Raw genomic sequence first — 17008 nt, 5'->3', positions numbered from 1 at the left:
CGCCACACGTTTTGTGTCGCGCTACGTGAAATAGGGTGGCGCGACACAAAACGTGTAGCGCGTGACGGTTGTGACCGATGTGCACAACACCAGATCGACTCCTTAGATCGACGCCTTAGACCGACTCCACGGTCAGCGCGTCTATCGCCGTGTCGAGATCCACGCGCACGGTGTCGCCGTCACGGATGGTGCCGTCGAGCAGCGCCGTCGCAAGCCTGTCGTCGATCTCGTTCTGCATAAGCCTGCGAAGCGGGCGCGCACCGTAGATCGGATCATAGCCGCGCTCCGCCAGCCAGGACCTGGCGTCGGGCGTGACAGCGAGCTCGAGCCGACGCTCGCCGAGCCGACGTTGAAGCCTGTCGATGTACAGCTCGACGATCGAGCCGAGCTCGGCCTCACTCAGCGCGGAGAACACCACGATGTCGTCGAGGCGGTTCACGAACTCGGGTTTGAACGCCTGCCGCACAAGCTGCTGAACGGCCTGCTCCTTCTCCGTCCACGAGGTGGCGGGGTCGATCAGGTACTGCGAGCCGAGGTTCGACGTCAGGATGAGGATCGTGTTGCGGAAATCAACTGTGCGCCCCTGACCGTCGGTCAGACGCCCGTCATCGAGCACCTGCAGCAGCACGTCGAACACCTCTGGATGGGCCTTCTCGATCTCGTCGAGCAGGATCACCGAGTACGGACGCCGCCGCACCGCTTCGGTGAGCTGACCACCCTGTTCGTACCCGATATATCCGGGAGGGGCGCCGACGAGCCGCGAGACCGTGTGCTTCTCGCCGTATTCAGACATGTCGATGCGCACAAGAGCCTTCTCGTCGTCGAACAGAAACTCGGCGAGGGCCTTGGCGAGCTCGGTCTTTCCGACACCCGTCGGGCCGAGGAACATAAAGGAGCCGGTCGGCCGATCGGGATCCGAGATTCCCGCACGAGTGCGCCTGACGGCATCCGCGACGGCTTTGACGGCCTGCTTCTGCCCGATCAGCCGCTTGCCGAGCTCCTGCTCGAGGTGCAGCAGCTTCTCGGTCTCGCCCTGCAGCAGCCGGCCGACGGGGATGCCCGTCCAGGCGGCGATCACGGCCGCGATGTCCTCGGCCGTCACCTGGTCGTTGACCATCAGCGGCCCCTCTGCCTCGGTCTCTTCTGCGGCCTTCAGCTCACGCTCGATCACCGGGATGTCTCCGTAGAGCAGCCGGGACGCCTTCTCGAGGTTGCCCTCGCGCTGAGCACGCTCGGCGTCGATGCGCGCCTGGTCCAGGCGTTCCTTGAGCGACCCGACCCGGTTGAGGTTCGCACGCTCGAGCTCCCAGCGCCGCTGCAGCTCACCGAGTGTCGTCTCACGCTCACGCAGGTCGTCGCGCAGTTTCGCAAGGCGTTCCTTCGACGCGTCGTCCTTCTCCTTCTTGAGGGCGAGCTCTTCGAGCTTGAGCCGGTCGACGGCACGACGGAGCTCGTCGATCTCGACGGGAGCGGAGTCGATCTCCATACGCAGACGGGATGCCGCCTCGTCGATCAGGTCGATCGCCTTGTCCGGCAGCTGCCTGGCCGTGATGTACCGGTTCGACAGGGATGCCGCGGCCACCAGAGCGGTGTCGGCGATCGTCACCTTGTGATGGGCTTCGTACCGCTCCTTCAGCCCGCGAAGGATGGCCACGGTGTCTTCAACGCTCGGCTCACCGACGAACACCTGCTGGAACCGACGCTCCATCGCGGCATCCTTCTCGATGTACTCGCGATACTCGTTGAGAGTCGTCGCGCCGATCATACGCAGCTCACCACGAGCGAGCATCGGCTTGAGCATGTTCGCGGCCGCCACCGAACCCTCGCCCGCGCCGGCACCCATCAGGGTGTGCAGCTCGTCGATGAAGGTGATGATCTGGCCCTCTGCATCGTTGATCTCTTGCAGCACGGCCTTGAGACGTTCTTCGAATTCACCGCGGTACTTCGCACCGGCGACGAGTGCCGCTAAGTCGAGCGCCACAAGCTGCTTTCCCTTGAGCGAGTCGGCGACGTCACCCGCGATGATGCGTTGCGCGAGCCCTTCGACGACGGCCGTCTTTCCGACACCCGGCTCGCCGATCAGCACCGGGTTGTTCTTCGTGCGCCGGGTGAGCACCTGGCTCACCCGGCGGATCTCGGCGTCTCGGCCGATCACCGGATCGAGTTTGCCCGCAGCCGCGATGTCTGTGAGGTTGACGCCGTACTGCTCGAGGGCGCTCTTCTGTTCCTCTTGCTGCTGGGGGTTCTGCCCTGCCTGCATGGGATCCATGCCCTTTCTCTGAAAAGTTGAGTCTGCCTGACTCAACTTTAGCAAATCCCCACCAGGAGTGCCAGAGCAGAAGGCCCATCGTCATCCTTCGACCGGCAGGATGCAAACGCCTGTTCATGCGGCGGCCCCGGTGGTTTCGTGGATGTGACGAAGACAGCCACAGACGATTCAGGAACACGCCTCCGGTGCCCGGTGTGCCTCCGAACGCTGCAGAGCCGCGCCGCTGAGGCATGGGCCACTGCTGCAGAGGACCCGCCGGTCGGAAGGCCCGACGGAGCGGTCGTCGGTCTCGACAAGCTCGACCACCGATAGGGGTCCCGACCACCGATAAGGGTCTCGACAAGCTCGACCACCGATAGGGGTCCCGACCACCGATAGGGGTCTCGACAAGCTCGACCACCGATACTACGGAACGTTCGGGTGCGTCTTCTGCTGATGACGCGCGGCCTTCTCCTCGCCGCGTTTGCCCGTCATGCCCAGTTCATCGATGGGGCTGTGCGGCTCTTCTTTCGGCGGCACGCGCACCGGGCATTTCAGGAGCGGGTCTGGAGTGCTGTGGTCGATCTCGTGCTCAGACATGTCGTGACCGCAGACCGGGCACACACCCTCGACGGGACTGTTGTGCTCGCGCTCGTGCTGAGCCGACTCGCCGCTCTCGTCCGGCTGCTCCGTGCGATGCATGTCGCCCGAGCGATTCCCAGCGGCCGGTGGCGTCGGATTCTCGCTGTTCTCGTGCGCAGACGAGTTCTCGTTGTTGGACATGACTCACTGTACGTCTGGCGCCCGACGGTCACCAGGGCAACGACCCGGGCCCTCACCCGTCGACAGACGGATGCCGCGGCTCCTCGCCAGGCATCCGGCCGTTGACCAACCCGTCGATCACGGTGGCCCAGGCCCGTCGATCAGGCGGTCGCGACAGCTGCGCCGACGCGGTATCGGGCGGCCCGATGCTCGTCTGGCACACGATCGCCGCGGCCGTGCAGCTTGTTGCGCAGGGTGCCTGGCGCGTAGTCGGTCGCATAGGCGTCCCTGGCCTGAAGCTCGGGAATCACGTACTCCACGATGTCTTCGAACGTGCCAGGCGTGATCGCATACGCCAGGTTGAAGCCGTCGACGTCTGTCTCGTCGACCCACTCCTGCAGCTGGTCGGCGATCTCTGCCCCGGATCCCACGAACCGCACACCCAACCCGCCGATGCTCGCCTTCTCGGCGATGTCGCGCACCGTCCACTCGCGGCCACCATGGGCATCCGACTGAAAGTTGGCGACCGCAGACTGGATGGCGTTGCTCTCGACGTTGCCGATCGGATCGTCGAGGTCGTACTTCGAGAGGTCGACGCCCATCCAGCCCGACATAAAAACAAGGCCGCCCTCGACGCTCGCGTACTGCTTGTACTCCTCGTGCTTGGCTGCGGCCTTCTCGGACGTCTCATCCGTGATGATCGTGACCAGCTGGTAGATGCGCGCCGCGTACCTGTCGCGCCCGGCCGCTTCGAGGGCATCGCGGATCTTCTTCACCGTGGCCGTGAGCACCCCCTTGGTCGGTGAGCCCACGAAGATCGCCTCGGCGTTCTCGGCGGCGAACCTGATGCCGCGGCCAGACGCTCCGGCCTGGAAGATCACGGGAGTGCGCTGCACACTCGGTTCGCTGAGGTGGATCCCGGGAACAGTGAAATGCTCCCCGTAGTGCCCGATCTCATGCACCTTCGCGGGGTCGGCGAACACACCCGTCTCTCGGTCGCGCACAACCGCATCGTCTTCCCACGAGCCCTCCCACAGCTTGTAGAGCACCTCGAGGTATTCATCCGCGATGTCGTAGCGCTTGTCGTGCTCGACCTGATCGTCATGGCCCATGTTGCGCGCCGCACTCGGCAGGTATCCGGTCACCACGTTCCACCCGATGCGCCCGTTGGTCAGGTGATCGAGTGTGGACAGCCTGCGGGCGAACGGGTACGGATGCTCGTACGCCGTTCCCGCGGTGATCCCGAACCCGAGGTTCTCGGTGACGGCGGCCATGGCAGAGGCGAGCAGGAGCGGGTCGTTCACGGGAACCTGCGCACCCTGCCGGATCGCCGCCTCGTTGCTGCCGCCATAGACGTCATAGGTGCCGAGCACATCCGCGATGAACAGCGCGTCGAACTTGCCGCGTTCGAGCAGCTTCGCGAGCTCGGTCCAGTAGCCGAGCTCGCGGTACCGGTGCGACTGGTCTTTCGGATGCCGCCACATGCCCGGCGACTGGTGGGCGACGCAGTTCATGTCGAAGGCGTTGAAGCGGATGTGTCTGGGCATGCGGTCAATGGTCCGCCGCTCGGTGCCGTGTGACAAGGGAGACTGCAACACGGCGTCACATTCGGTTGTCGGTGTGGGCCTTCGCCGAACCGGCTGGGTGCGGCCTTCGGCCTCAGCCCCGCCCCAGCACGCGCTCGTAAACCGCGATCATCCGTGTGGTCTGGTGCGACTGCCGAAACTCGACACTCGTCTGGGGCGCCGGTCTGAGCGCAACACCCGCGGTGACCTGGCCGGCGACGAGGGCGATGGCATCCGCGAGCGCCTGCACGGAGTGGTCTTCGGGCTGCCAGTACGTGCCGCGCGGAAGCTCTCCGGCGATGTTCGGGTCGCTGACGATGGAGGGCGTGCCGAGTGCGGCGGCCTCGAACACGGTCATGCCCTGCGTTTCGAAACCGATGGATGTCTGCACAAGGGCGTCGGCATCGGCGATGCCGGCGAGGGAGTCCCGATAGGGAACGGAGCCCATGAACCTCACCCTGCCTGTCAGGCCGTGTGTCGCGACAAAGGCCCTCGCCTTCTTCAGAAGCAGTCCCCCGCCGTAGATGCGGAACTCGGCGTCGGCACGCGACGTATACACGGCCTCGAGAAACTCGAGGATGCGTTTCTCGTGGCTCATCCGCCCCGTCCAGACGAACACCGGCCGCGGCCGGGAAAGGAGGCCTTCACCCCTCTCGCCGCCTGGGGCGGCGAGCACGTCGTCGATGATCTCGTCGTCGACGCCGTTCCAGATCACATCGATGTTCGGGGCAACGCCCTTGCTCTCGAGAAGCCGGGCGAAGTGCCCGCTCGGGGTGGTGACGGCATCCGCCCTCAGGGTGTATTCGTGCAGGAACCGCCAGGCTCCGGCCGGCAACGTCGACCTCGTGGGCCCGAGCATCAGCCGCTGCCAGAGAAGCAGCGCCCGCGCCGCGAGCCGAGGCACGGGCACAACCTGCCCCATTCCGAACTCGAGGTTGTTGTGCATGGTGTGCACAACGGGCACACCATGTCGTGCGGCGAAGCGGTACCCGACGAGGGCACCCCAGAAATCGCCCTGCACGTGAACGACGTCGACAGGCGGGCGCCCTCGCAACGCCCGGTCCAGGTGGCGGTCCTCGCGCCTGCCCGCCAGGCTCATCGAGTATTCGCGATCCACGGTGATCGGCATGGACGGCAGGTCGACGTAGTCCGGATCACCCGAATGCTCACGGAACAGCTTCGTCGCGACCACCGTCACCCTGTGCCCGGCACGCTCGAGGAACCTCTTCTGCAGCCTGATCGACACCTGCACCCCGCCGAGCGATTCGGCGTGCTGGTCTGTCGTGATCAGGATGTGCATGGTGACTCAAGCGTAATGCCGGGCGGACGGGAGCGGTGTCGATATGCACACCGGCGTATACGTGTCAGCGCATATGCCCCAGCGCCTGCCGGCATCGTGTCAGCGCCTGCCGGTATCCACCGTGTCAGCGCCTGCGCCCCAGCGCCTCGTCATCACCCCGCTCCATCACCCCGATGATGGTCTCTTGCATCATGCCCAGCCAGTCGCTCACACTCCGGAAGTGGTCGATGTCGTCATCGTCGAGCGGTGCGGCGAGAGTGGCCGGGTCCTGGTTCATGCGCGCGTCGAGCGTCAGCCGGAGGTCGGTGATCGTGCGCAGCCACGGCAGGATCCGGTCCGGTGTGATCCGCACGATGGTCGGCAGGTCCTCTGGGATCGGCGTCATCGACGTGAAGTGCTCGAACGAGCTCATCACCCGGAACGAGTCGTCGAGTTTCTGCTCGATCAGCTCGTCGCGGGTGAACCGGCTGAACTCCAGCGCCGCGTCTGCGTCGTCTGCGTACCCGGCGGGCAACAGTCGTGCGAGCGCTGCGTCGTCGATGAGCTCGGGATGCTTGTCCAGGTGTTGCGCGCTGTCGATCAGCGACCCGACGAGCCCGACGGTCTCGGTGAAGATACCCACCTCGATCGGCTCGAAGACCACAACCACGTCTGCCGTGGCCTCGTCGCGGATGATGTTCATACGTCCGCCCGCTGCACTGTCGCGAGCAGGCCGTATCCGTGCATCGCCGCCACGTGTCGTTCCATCTCTTCGCGGGTTCCGCTCGCCACCACCGCCCGCCCGTTGTTGTGCACCTGCAGCATCAGCTCTTCGGCCTTCTGGCGACTGAACCCGAAATACGAGCGGAAGACATACGACACATAGGTCATCAGATTCACCGGGTCGTCCCACACGACCGTGTTCCAGACCGCACCGAGAGTGAGCTGCTCGCTCAGGTCGGTGCGTTCATCGAGATCAGGCATACCTTTAGCTTTGCAGCTTCACCGCCCGATTGAGAACCCGTCCGAAGGGGATTCGTTGTGCGGGACGAGCCCGCTCAAGACGTCAGCGTGTCGACCCAGTCACGGTTCTCGTCGACCCAGTCTTGGGTGAGCTGCTGCGTGTCGCCTTCTGCGTTCTCGTTGAAAAGCAGGTTGCACAGAGGAAGCAGGTACTCGTCACCCATGTCGAAGTTCTCGAACCACCGGGTCATCGTCGGGTAGTCGTCTTCGAAGCCGGAGCGCGACGTCGACCTGATCTCTTCCGGCTCACCGAGGGCGCCTTCCGGATCGTCGAGATCTCGGATCGGATACGCGTCATATGCCCAGTATGGCCTGGCGAGAGTTGCAACAACGTTGTCCCCGGCGTCAGTCGCGGCCTTGATCTCGGTGAGAAGCGCCGTTGTCGATGACGTCATGAAGTCCATGTTCTCGAGACCGTAAGCGGGAATGACCTGCTCTGCCGTGATCTTCGTCAGCCCGGCTCCCGGCTCCATTCCCACGATCCGATTGCCGAAGAGATCGGCCTGATCGCCGAGTTCGGTGAGCGACGTGATCGGAGCGTCCTCGTTCACGACAATGGTGTTGCGAGCGTTGTGATACCACGCGCCGAGGTTCACGAGGTCTTCCCCGTATTCCTCCCAATAACTCGCGTGGGTTGTCGGCATCCAGCTGTCGAGCACAAGGTCGTAGTCCCCGTCGGCCACCCCGGCATACGCGGGGGCGGCGTCCGCGGTGGTGAGAGTCACGTCATAACCCTGCTCCTCGAGCACAACACGCCACAGCTCCGAGACCGCGACCCCTTCCGGCCACCCCGCGAACACCGCGATCTCCACGTCTTTCCTGTCACCGTTGTCCAGCGTCTCGGGTTCAGACGTTGCCGAACAGGCTGCGCTCGACGCGACGACGAACGCCCCGATGAACGTTGCTTGGACGATACGTTTCCACATACTGTTTTCCTTTCCATGGCGCGCAGAGTGATGACGCGCAGGCTCTTGGCGCACGGGTGTGTGACGCACTGTGTGTGACGCCGGCACTGCGGAGGCGCCGCACCTGAGAAACGGCCTGGCCGGGCCTCGGGCACACCGTTGCGGTCGCGTCGAATCACACACGAAGCTGCCGTCGACGGCCTCGACCATCGATATCAGGGGCGAACCGGCGGCAGTCGCCGTGACGCCGACCCGAGCTACGGGGTTTGAGTGACCGCCCCCGCGTGCACGGTGAACTCATTCCAGAACGATGCCCAGCCACGACCTGAGCGATCCACAACGTGCACGCCCGCCGACAGGATGTCACTGCTCGCGTGGTTAAGAATCGTTCTGACTTTCGGTGAGTGGGCTACGACGAGAGACGTCGGCTGAATGGCTCACTTCTCAGAATAGCGACGCGGCCGACCCTCGGCCAATCGCGGCGCTCAGGCGGCGTGCACCCTCAGACCCGGCGGCGTCAGCGTTCAACACGACCCGTGGCCTCAGACCCGCTCCCAGGTGACGAAGTCGAATCCCTCGTGTGGTTCGCGGGCTGTCTCGACCCACTCGTCTCGTGACCACTCCGGAAACCAGGTGTCGCCCTCCGGCACGGCATGCACTTCTGTCAACTCAAGGCGGTCGGCGATCGGCAATGCCTGGGCATAGATCTCGCCACCGCCGACAACGAAAACGGATGCCCCGTCGCCGGCGAGGGCGACGGCATCCGGCAGCGAGTGCGCCACTTCAACACCCTCGAACGACCACCCGGTATCGCGGGTGACCACGATCGACCTGCGGCCGGGAAGCGGGCGCCCGATCGAGTCGAAGGTCTTGCGGCCCATGACCATCACACCGCCCATGGTTGTGCGCTTGAAGTGGGCGAGGTCGTCGGGCAGGTGCCAGGGCATTCCCCCGCCGGCGCCGATCACCCGGTTGCGGCCGAGGGCGGCGACGAGCGTGACCCTCATACGGCTATCGGCGCCTTGATCGATGGAGCCGCGACGTACTTGACAAGGGTGAAGTCGTCGAGCTCGAACTCATCGATCTTCGTGCGCTCCGGGTTGATCTGCATCACGGGCAGCGCACCGGGCTCACGGGTGAGCTGCAGCTTCGCCTGCTCGATGTGGTTGAGGTAGAGGTGCGCGTCGCCGAGGGTGTGCACGAACTCGCCCGCCTTGAGGCCCGTCACCTGGGCGACCATCTGCGTGAGCAGCGCATATGAGGCGATGTTGAACGGTACACCGAGAAAGATGTCTGCCGACCGCTGATAGAGCTGGCACGAGAGTGTGCCGTTCGCCACATAGAACTGGAACATGGTGTGGCACGGCGGCAGTGCCATGTCGTCGACCTCGGCGACGTTCCACGCGCTCACGACATGCCTGCGCGAATCCGGGTTGTTCCTGATCGAGTCGATGACCTTCGCGATCTGGTCGATGGTGTGGCCATCGGGCGCCGGCCACGATCGCCACTGATGCCCATAGACCGGGCCGAGGTCGCCGTTCTCGTCTGCCCACTCGTCCCAGATCGTGATGCCGCGCTCCTGCAGCCAGCGCACGTTGGTGTCGCCGCGCAGGAACCAGATCAACTCACCGATGATGCTCGTGAGATGCAGCTTCTTGGTGGTGAGCGCGGGGAATCCGTCTGCGAGGTCGAACCGCATCTGACGTCCGAAGACGCTGAGGGTTCCCGTGCCCGTTCTGTCGGACTTCTCGGTGCCGTTCTCGAGCACATCGCTGAGCAGATCAAGATATTGCCGCATGACTTCAGGGTAGTCGCAGTCGCCGACATACAGGGTCGTGATGCACCGGATGTCGCGGCCCTCTGCCCCGAATCGGACAGGCGGAACCCTCTGTCGCGCGGGCGTTCGCCCTGAGTGCGGGCATACGGACACCGGTGCCAGCGCATGGACCGGCGCCCATACGACAGGCGCACGCACAGCAGGCCGGCTCGCCCGTCGCGACAGACCCTAGCGCGTCGACACGGTGACCGTGAACTTGGTGTTGCGGCCTGCCTGCTTCGTCGGCCCGACGATCCGCTCGAGCGCGTCTCGGTATGCCAGGTGTGAGTTCCAGACCGTCCAGAGCTCGCCGCCCGGGCGCAGTACCCTCGCGGCGTGCTCGAACAGGCGCGGCGCCACCCCCGTGTGCACAGCCGCCCCCACGTGGAACGGCGGGTTCAGCATCACGAGGTCGGCCGACCCCGTCGCCTGTGACTCGAGGCCGTCATCACGCACCACGTGAACCATGCCCGTGACTCCGTTCGCCTCTGCTGTCGCGAGGGCGGATGCGACGGCGGCCGCCGACTGGTCGCTGGCCGTCACGTGGACGCCGGGCCGCGCTCGCGCGAACGCTGCCGCCAGAATCCCCGTTCCACAGCCGAGGTCAACGGCGTCGACGGCTGTCGGCAGCATGTCATCGATGAACCCGAGCAGAAAGCGGGTGCCGATGTCCACCCTCGTTCCCGCGAACACGGCGCCGCGTGCGCAGACCCACAGATCGAGGTCGGGGTGATGCTCCCTGGCGGGCCAGGTGGCGAGCCGCGAGAGCGCCTCACGTCGTCTCGGCCCGTGCGCGATGAGCAGCCGTGACTTCTGCCTGGCCAGGGTGGCGGTCACCGATTCGAAGGAACGCCCGATCACCTCGTTCATCGCGTTTGTCATGTGTTTGACGCGACCACCGGCCACAAGCTCGACCCCGTCCGACGCGAAGGCGGCGACGGTCGTCACGATCTCATCGAGCGCGTCGAGCTCACGAGTGAGCTGCATCAGCACCAGGTCGGCGCCGCTCACCAGATCGGAGCCGAGCTGCAGGTTGCGGTACCTGCCGCTCAACCCGAAACGCTCGGCGTTCGCGGCGAGCGCACGTTCTCCTGACAGCGGATCCTGATGAACACGGATGCCGTGCGGCGGCACCCGCTCGGGGACCATCGATGCCGTGCCGAGTGTGAGCGCACCGTACCGATCGCCGATCACCGCGACGGCGGCATCCGGCTGCTGCGCCAGAACGGGCGCGGCGTGGTCGAGAATCAGCCGGTCGCTCGCGTCGACGGCGAACAGGTTCGGCGCCTCGACGTCGGGCCAGCGGCGCAACCCGTCGAGAGAGAAATCAGGGCTGCCGATATCCGTGTCCCTCTGGTGTTCTCGCCTGATACGGCTGGTGCTGTGAATACGGCTGCGACGGTGCGTACGGCGGTTGCTGGAAGGGGTGCTGCTGGTACGGGTGCTGCTGGTACGGCGGTTGCTGATCGGTCTCGGGGCGCGGCCGCATGGCGTGAGCCATCCACCACCACGAGAGAAGTCCCAACCCCGCGGCCAGAACCACCGCGAGCACCGCGAGCACAATACCGACGCCGACCGCGCCGTCCGGGTTGAACTCGCCGTTCCCCACACTGATAACGGGTACGAGGATCCCCGAGAACGGTGTGATGACCGTTGAGACAAGCCACCACACCACAACGGCGATGCCGAGTCCGCTCCAGGTGATGGCAGCTCGTCGCTCGATGCCGTGCCCTTTGAGAATGAGGATGCTCACGAGATAGCCGAGCACCCAGATCACGATCCCGATGACGACGAAAATGACGAAGACCAGCCACGACGCCTCAATGCCGACCCCGAACCACTCCCCCATCACGTCTGCCCATTCACGATCGGTTGATGCCGCCGTGAGAAAACCGAAGAACGACGCGAACAGGGCGACGATCATTGCTATGGCGAGCGGGATCATGGCAATGGTGAAACCGATGGTCATCAGTGTGAAGCCGAGGGCTCCCGCGAGCATCGCTCCGCGTTTCGCTTTCGAGGTGAGGGGTGGTCGCGGCTGTCTCAGGGGAACCTGGTAGACCGGCGGCTGCTGGTATGCCGGGTATCGCTGCTGCCCGTAAGCGGGCTGCTGGTACTGCGGCTGCTGGTACTGCGGCTGCCCGTAGACCGGCTGCTGCCCGTAGGCGGGCTGTGGTTGCTGCGGCAGCGAGTGCTGCGGTGGCGCTCCCTGTCCCGTTGGCGGAGCGTACGCGTCTGACGACGGTGCCTGCGAAGGGTCCCGGGGTGGCTGCTGGCTCATGCTGATGAGCTTAGCCGCACGCCCCGGCATGCGCCCGAGCTGTTCTTCTGCATCTCGTTTCACGGGGCCTGTCGCACCTCCGCCGCCCGAAGGCAGTGGGGTTCTTGTGTGGAGACCTCGTCGTCGACCCTCGTCGTCGCTGATGGCCCACAGCGACGTGCGGCACACTTCATGGCCGCCATCGGCCCCAGCGCGGGATTGTCTCTGCCGAGAGCGCTCTGCGCGTGCTGTCGAACTCGACACACCGGGTCAGGAGCCGCGGGGCCGCCACACCATGATCTCTGTGCGGCGCTGCGCGCGCGTCCCGTTCTTCAGGGTGACGACGTCACCTTCAGCCCCGGCGGCGAAGACACGGGTTCCCGGCGTCTTGAGCACCTGCTCGGCGAGTGCGTGCTCGAGTTCCCGCACGCGCTTGCCGAGCTCGGCCACCTGGTTCTCGAGACTGAGGATGCGGGCGATCCCCTCGAGGCTCACACCCTCGCCGCTGAGCCTCGCGACCTCGCGCAACTGCTGAACATCGCGCATGGAATAGCGGCGGCTCTTGCCCGCCGTGCGACGGGGAGAGACGAGGCCAAGACGGTCGTACTGCCTGAGCGTCTGCGGGTGCATTCCCGCCAGCTCTGCCGCGACGGCGATCGCGAACACCGGTGAGTACTCGTCCATTCTTCCTCCTCCCCGCCTGGCACATCACCGCGCTCGCGCACGAAGACGCAGCGGCTACCCTCGCGCCTTCGCCAGCAGGTCTTCCCTCGGATTCTCGTGCGGTTCGAGATCGCGGTACCGCTCCAGGGCTTCTTTCGCCTCGGCGTTCAGGTGCGACGGCACAGCGACCTGCACCACCGCAAGCAGGTCGCCCGTTCCCTTCGGGGTCACGACCCCTCTGCCCTTGACCCGCAGCACCCGGCCAGACGGCGTGCCCGGGGCCACCTTGAGCTTCACGGGTTCGCCGCCGAGAGTGGGCACTTCGATGGTGGCGCCCAACGCCGCCTCGACAAAGGTCACCGGCACGGTCACGCGCAGGTTCAGTCCATCACGTTCGAACACGGGGTGCTTTCTGACAGAAACGGTCAATACGAGGTCGCCGGCCGGACCGCCGTCAGGTGACGGATGCCCCTTGCCACGCAGTTTGATCTTCTGGCCGTCCGAGACGCCGGCCGGTATCTTGACTTTGATCGTGCTACCTTCAGCGGTCTGCAGGGTGACGGTGTCTCCCTTGGTCGCCGTGACGAAGTCGATGGTGGTGGATGCCGTGACGTCGCGCCCGGGCGTCGGCCCGCCGAATCCCCGGTAGCCGCCGGACGGCTGGCCGAAGCCACCCTGTCCCTGTCCGCCGAACATCCCCCCGAGGATGTCTTCGAAGCCTGCGCCGCCCTGCTGGTAGCTGTAGCTCTGCCCGCGGGAGCCGCCCCCGAACATCCCGCCGAAGACGTCGTCGAAGCCGCCCGCGCCGCCGCCCGAACCCGGCGCCGTGAACCTGGCGCCGGAGCCCATGGCCCTGACCGCGTCGTACTCTTTGCGCTGCTCGGGGTCGTTCAGAACCGAGTAGGCCTCGGAGATCTCTTTGAACTTGGCTTCGGCCTTGGCATCGCCCGGCTTGGAATCCGGGTGGTACGCGCGAGCGAGCTTGCGATACACCTTCTTGAGCTCGGCCGGCGTCACGTCTTTCGAGACGCCGAGGACCTTGTAGAAGTCCTTGTCAAACCAGTCCTGGCTTGCCATCGATCACCTCACTCCGCCGGAACGGCGACAACAACCTTTGCCGCTCGCACCAGGGTGTCGCCGATTCTGTAACCGGTCTCGACAACGTCGAGCACCGTCTCGGCAGAGACGTCCGGGGTCGGCTGCTGAAAGATCGCCTCGTGCAGGTTGGGGTCGAAGGGGTCGCCGGCGGCACCGAACGAGGTGAGTCCGAGCTTCTGCACCGTGGCTCGCAGCTTTCCGGCGATCGTGGCGAACGGGGTGTCTCCCTCGAGGTCGCCGTGCTTCTCGGCCCGGTCGAGATCGTCGAGCACCGGGAGCAGCACCTTCACGACGTCTCCGCGTGTGCGATCGCGTTCGACGCCCGCCTGCGCTTCACGAGCCCGCCGAAAGTTGAAGAACGATGCCTGCTCGCGGGCGAGTTCGTCCTTCACCCTGGCGAGTTCCGCGGCGAGGCCCTCAACGGATGCCTCATCCTGGTCGTCGCCAGCGGCGTCGAGAATGTCTTGCACCGTCAGGTCGTCGGCCTCACCCGCATCGTCGAGCGGATCGGGCGCGACAGCCTCTGATTCCGGGGTCACCTGCGGCTCGGGGCCGGAAGCCTGTGCTTCCGACCCCTCGCCCTGCGGCTGAACCTCGTCACCGTTCTCTTCGGGTGTGGGGTTCTGGTCCGTCATTGCCTATCGTCCCTGCTCTGAGTCTTTCGACTCCTCGTCGTCAACGACCTCTGCGTCGACCACGTCTTCGTCAGAGGCGTTCTCGGCGGTGGGCTGCTCAGCGCCGGCTTCGGGCTCCGCCGACTCGGACTGCGCGTTCGCGTAGATCGCCTCGCCGAGCTTCACCTGGCTCTCGTTGAGCTTGTCGAAGGCCGTCTTCACAGCGTCGTCGTCGTCACCGGCGAGAGCGCTCTTGAGTGCGTCGACGTCGCCCTGCACCTCGTTCTTGACGTCTTCGGGCAGCTTGTCCTCGTTGTCTTTGATGAGCTTGTCGATCGAGTAGGCGAGCTGTTCGGCGTTGTTCCGCGTCTCAGCACGCTCACGCCGCTTCTTGTCCTCTTCGGCGTTCTCTTCTGCGTCGCGCACCATACGCTCGATGTCTTCCTTCGAGAGCGACGATCCGCCCGAGATGGTGATCTTCTGCTCTTTTCCGGTGCCCTTGTCTTTCGCTGACACCTGCACGATGCCGTTCGCGTCGATGTCGAACGTGACCTCGACCTGCGGAACACCGCGTGGTGCGGGAGCGATGCCCGTGAGCTCGAAGGTTCCGAGGTTCTTGTTGTCGCGGGTGAACTCGCGCTCGCCCTGGAACACCTGGATCGCGACGGAGGGCTGGTTGTCGTCTGCGGTGGTGAAGGTCTCGCTGCGCTTGGTCGGGATGGCTGTGTTGCGCTCGATGAGCTTCGTCATGATGCCGCCCTTGGTCTCGATGCCGAGAGACAGCGGCGTGACGTCGATCAGCAGAACGTCTTTGCGCTCGCCCTTCAGCACACCGGCCTGCAGGGCAGCGCCGACGGCGACGACCTCATCCGGGTTCACGCCCTTGTTGGGCTCCTTGCCGGTCTCTTTCTTCACGAGCTCGCTCACGGCGGGCATACGCGTCGACCCACCGACGAGCACAACGTGCGCGATGTCGGCGAGCTTGATGCCCGCCTCGCGGATGACGTCTTCGAACGGCTTCTTCGTGCGGTCGAGCAGGTCGCTCGTCATGTTCTCGAACTGTGCGCGGGTCAGGGTCTCGTCGAGGTTGGCCGGGCCGTTCTCGGTAAGCGAGAGGTATGGCAGCTGGATGCTCGTCGAGGTCGAGCTCGAGAGCTCCTTCTTCGCCTGCTCAGCGGCTTCTTTCAGCCGCTGCTTCGCGATCTTGTCGTTCGAGACGTCGACGCCCGTCGAGTCCTTGAAGCGCTTGATGAGGTGGTCGACGACGCGGTTGTCCCAGTCGTCACCGCCGAGACGGTTGTCACCGCTCGTCGCACGCACCTGGATCGTCGAGAAGTCGTCGTCTTTGCCCACCTCGAGAAGCGAGACGTCGAAGGTTCCGCCACCGAGGTCGAAGACGAGGATGAGCTCGTCTTCTTTGCCCTTGTCGAGGCCGTAGGCGAGAGCGGCGGCCGTCGGCTCGTTGATGATGCGGAGCACGTTCAGCCCGGCGATCTCACCGGCTTCTTTCGTGGCCTGGCGCTCGGCGTCGTTGAAGTATGCGGGAACCGTGATGACGGCATCCGTCACCGTGTCACCGAGGTACTGCTCGGCGTCACGCTTGAGCTTGCCGAGAATGCGCGCCGAGATCTCTTGCGGCGTGTATTTCTTGTCGTCGACGGCGAAGGTCCAGTCGGTGCCCATGTGGCGCTTGACCGACGCGATCGTGCGGTCGACGTTGGTGACGGCCTGGCGCTTCGCGGTCTCGCCGACAAGCACCTCGCCGTCTTTGGTGAAGGCGACCACCGACGGGGTGGTGCGGAAGCCCTCGGCGTTGGCGATGACCTTCGGCTCACCACCCTCGAGAACGCTCACCACGGAGTTGGTGGTTCCGAGGTCGATTCCTACTGCACGTGCCATGTGTTTTTCTCTCCTTTTAGACCGGTGGGTCTGGGTGATTCGGCCTGGTGCGGCGATGGATCCGCCGCGGCCCGCAATCGAAGTCTCAGGTAACCCTCGATAGTTGAGCAGCTACGACTCAAGTTTACGCACAGGTCAGAAATTGTCAAGAAAGTTGAGTGATACCCACTCAACTTTCAGCGATCGCTCCCTCCCCGTGTGCCGCAGCCGGTGCGGAGGACGCAGGTGACGCCGGTTCAGACGACCCGCAGGGCTGCTCGTCGTCGAGACGAACAGCCCTGTGCCCTCTGGACTGCTGTGCCCTCTGGACTGCTGTGCCCTCTGGACTGCTGTGCCCTCTGGACTCGCGTCGTTCAGCGGCGCCGCATGGCAGCGGCGATGCCGGCCACCACAAGCACGAGTCCGATGGCGATGAGCCCGCCGGTGATCCAGGTGACGGGATCGAGCGCGAACGGCAGCATCCGGCCCGCGATCATCAGACCGGCGAAGACGAGAAGCAGCACCCCCCAGAGGATCGTGCCGAACCTCGCCGGATGACGCCCAGACGCCGCCCCCGGCCTCTGCCCCTCGTGCGAGTATGCAGCGGTGAAGGGCTGCTGTGCGGTCGGCCGCGTCGAGGTGTGTCCCGCGCCGGTCTGTGGCGCGCCAGCCTGTGGCGCGCCGGTCTGTGGCGCGCCAGCCTGTGGCGCGCCGGTCTGTGCCGGCGCTGTCCGCACGGATGCCGTGGGCGCGTTACCCGTTGATGCGGCGCCAGTGGAGGCGGATGCGGATCCGGCGGGTGCGGATCCGACGGATGCGGATCCGGCGGATGCGGCCTGGGCCTCGGTCGCCGTTTCTTCTGCCCGCTCGTCGCGCGGCTGGGTGTTGTCGGTCATG

Annotated in this window: 16 protein-coding genes; all 16 read right to left on the bottom strand. The window is 65.3% G+C overall.

Annotated elements, in window-relative coordinates; genetic code table 11:
• Nucleotides 1–115: 115 nt before the first annotated feature.
• Entirely contained in the window at nt 116–2260 is a 2145-nt protein-coding gene (locus ACYVF5_RS15965) for an ATP-dependent Clp protease ATP-binding subunit (protein ID WP_460948410.1), read from the bottom strand.
• 414 nt (nt 2261–2674) lie between these two features.
• The gene (locus ACYVF5_RS15960; protein ID WP_460948200.1) at nt 2675–3031 is read right to left on the bottom strand and encodes a hypothetical protein; all 357 of its coding nucleotides are present in this window, start codon (nt 3029–3031) and stop codon (nt 2675–2677) included.
• Between the two features lie 140 nt (nt 3032–3171).
• The gene (locus tag ACYVF5_RS15955) at nt 3172–4557 is read right to left on the bottom strand and encodes an LLM class flavin-dependent oxidoreductase (RefSeq protein WP_460948198.1); all 1386 of its coding nucleotides are present in this window, start codon (nt 4555–4557) and stop codon (nt 3172–3174) included.
• Nucleotides 4558–4669: 112 nt separating this feature from the next.
• Nucleotides 4670–5875: a glycosyltransferase gene (locus ACYVF5_RS15950; RefSeq protein WP_460948196.1), complete on the bottom strand. Its 1206-nt coding sequence runs from the start codon at nt 5873–5875 to the stop codon at nt 4670–4672.
• A 124-nt stretch (nt 5876–5999) separates the two neighbouring features.
• Nucleotides 6000–6557 carry a DUF2017 family protein gene (locus ACYVF5_RS15945; RefSeq protein WP_460948194.1) on the bottom strand — a complete coding sequence of 186 codons (558 nt, stop codon included), beginning with the start codon at nt 6555–6557 and terminating at the stop codon, nt 6000–6002.
• On the bottom strand, nt 6554–6838 hold the full coding sequence (clpS, locus tag ACYVF5_RS15940) for an ATP-dependent Clp protease adapter ClpS (RefSeq protein WP_460948192.1): 285 nt from the start codon (nt 6836–6838) through the stop codon (nt 6554–6556). Before clpS ends, ACYVF5_RS15945 begins: the two co-directional genes overlap by 4 nt.
• Nucleotides 6839–6912: 74 nt before the next feature.
• Nucleotides 6913–7803, bottom strand: a complete 891-nt coding sequence (locus ACYVF5_RS15935) for a glycine betaine ABC transporter substrate-binding protein (RefSeq protein ID WP_460948190.1) — start codon at nt 7801–7803, stop codon at nt 6913–6915.
• Between the two features lie 521 nt (nt 7804–8324).
• Nucleotides 8325–8789, bottom strand: a complete 465-nt coding sequence (locus tag ACYVF5_RS15930; RefSeq protein ID WP_460948188.1) for a dihydrofolate reductase — start codon at nt 8787–8789, stop codon at nt 8325–8327.
• Nucleotides 8786–9580 (bottom strand): thymidylate synthase, encoded by a 795-nt coding sequence (locus tag ACYVF5_RS15925; protein ID WP_460948186.1) that lies wholly within the window; start codon nt 9578–9580, stop codon nt 8786–8788. Before ACYVF5_RS15925 ends, ACYVF5_RS15930 begins: the two co-directional genes overlap by 4 nt.
• A 207-nt stretch (nt 9581–9787) precedes the next feature.
• On the bottom strand, nt 9788–10909 hold the full coding sequence (locus ACYVF5_RS15920; RefSeq protein ID WP_460948184.1) for a class I SAM-dependent methyltransferase: 1122 nt from the start codon (nt 10907–10909) through the stop codon (nt 9788–9790).
• 16 nt (nt 10910–10925) lie between these two features.
• Nucleotides 10926–11879 (bottom strand): hypothetical protein, encoded by a 954-nt coding sequence (locus ACYVF5_RS15915; RefSeq protein ID WP_460948182.1) that lies wholly within the window; start codon nt 11877–11879, stop codon nt 10926–10928.
• Nucleotides 11880–12128: 249 nt separating this feature from the next.
• The gene (locus ACYVF5_RS15910; protein ID WP_460948180.1) at nt 12129–12542 is read right to left on the bottom strand and encodes a heat shock protein transcriptional repressor HspR; all 414 of its coding nucleotides are present in this window, start codon (nt 12540–12542) and stop codon (nt 12129–12131) included.
• Nucleotides 12543–12596: 54 nt separating this feature from the next.
• Nucleotides 12597–13598 (bottom strand): DnaJ C-terminal domain-containing protein, encoded by a 1002-nt coding sequence (locus ACYVF5_RS15905; RefSeq protein WP_460948178.1) that lies wholly within the window; start codon nt 13596–13598, stop codon nt 12597–12599.
• An 8-nt stretch (nt 13599–13606) separates the two neighbouring features.
• Complete coding sequence (locus ACYVF5_RS15900; protein WP_460948176.1) at nt 13607–14254, bottom strand: nucleotide exchange factor GrpE; 648 nt, start codon at nt 14252–14254, stop codon at nt 13607–13609.
• A 3-nt stretch (nt 14255–14257) separates the two neighbouring features.
• Nucleotides 14258–16132 carry a molecular chaperone DnaK gene (dnaK, locus tag ACYVF5_RS15895; RefSeq protein ID WP_460948174.1) on the bottom strand — a complete coding sequence of 625 codons (1875 nt, stop codon included), beginning with the start codon at nt 16130–16132 and terminating at the stop codon, nt 14258–14260.
• A gap of 353 nt (nt 16133–16485) precedes the next feature.
• The gene (locus tag ACYVF5_RS15890) at nt 16486–17007 is read right to left on the bottom strand and encodes a hypothetical protein (protein WP_460948172.1); all 522 of its coding nucleotides are present in this window, start codon (nt 17005–17007) and stop codon (nt 16486–16488) included.
• Nucleotide 17008: the final 1 nt, after the last annotated feature.

The sequence above is a fragment of the Okibacterium endophyticum genome, assembly GCF_054780075.1.
The sequence above is the reverse complement of the archived record's forward strand: the minus strand, read 5'-3'. Positions and strand labels throughout refer to the sequence as shown.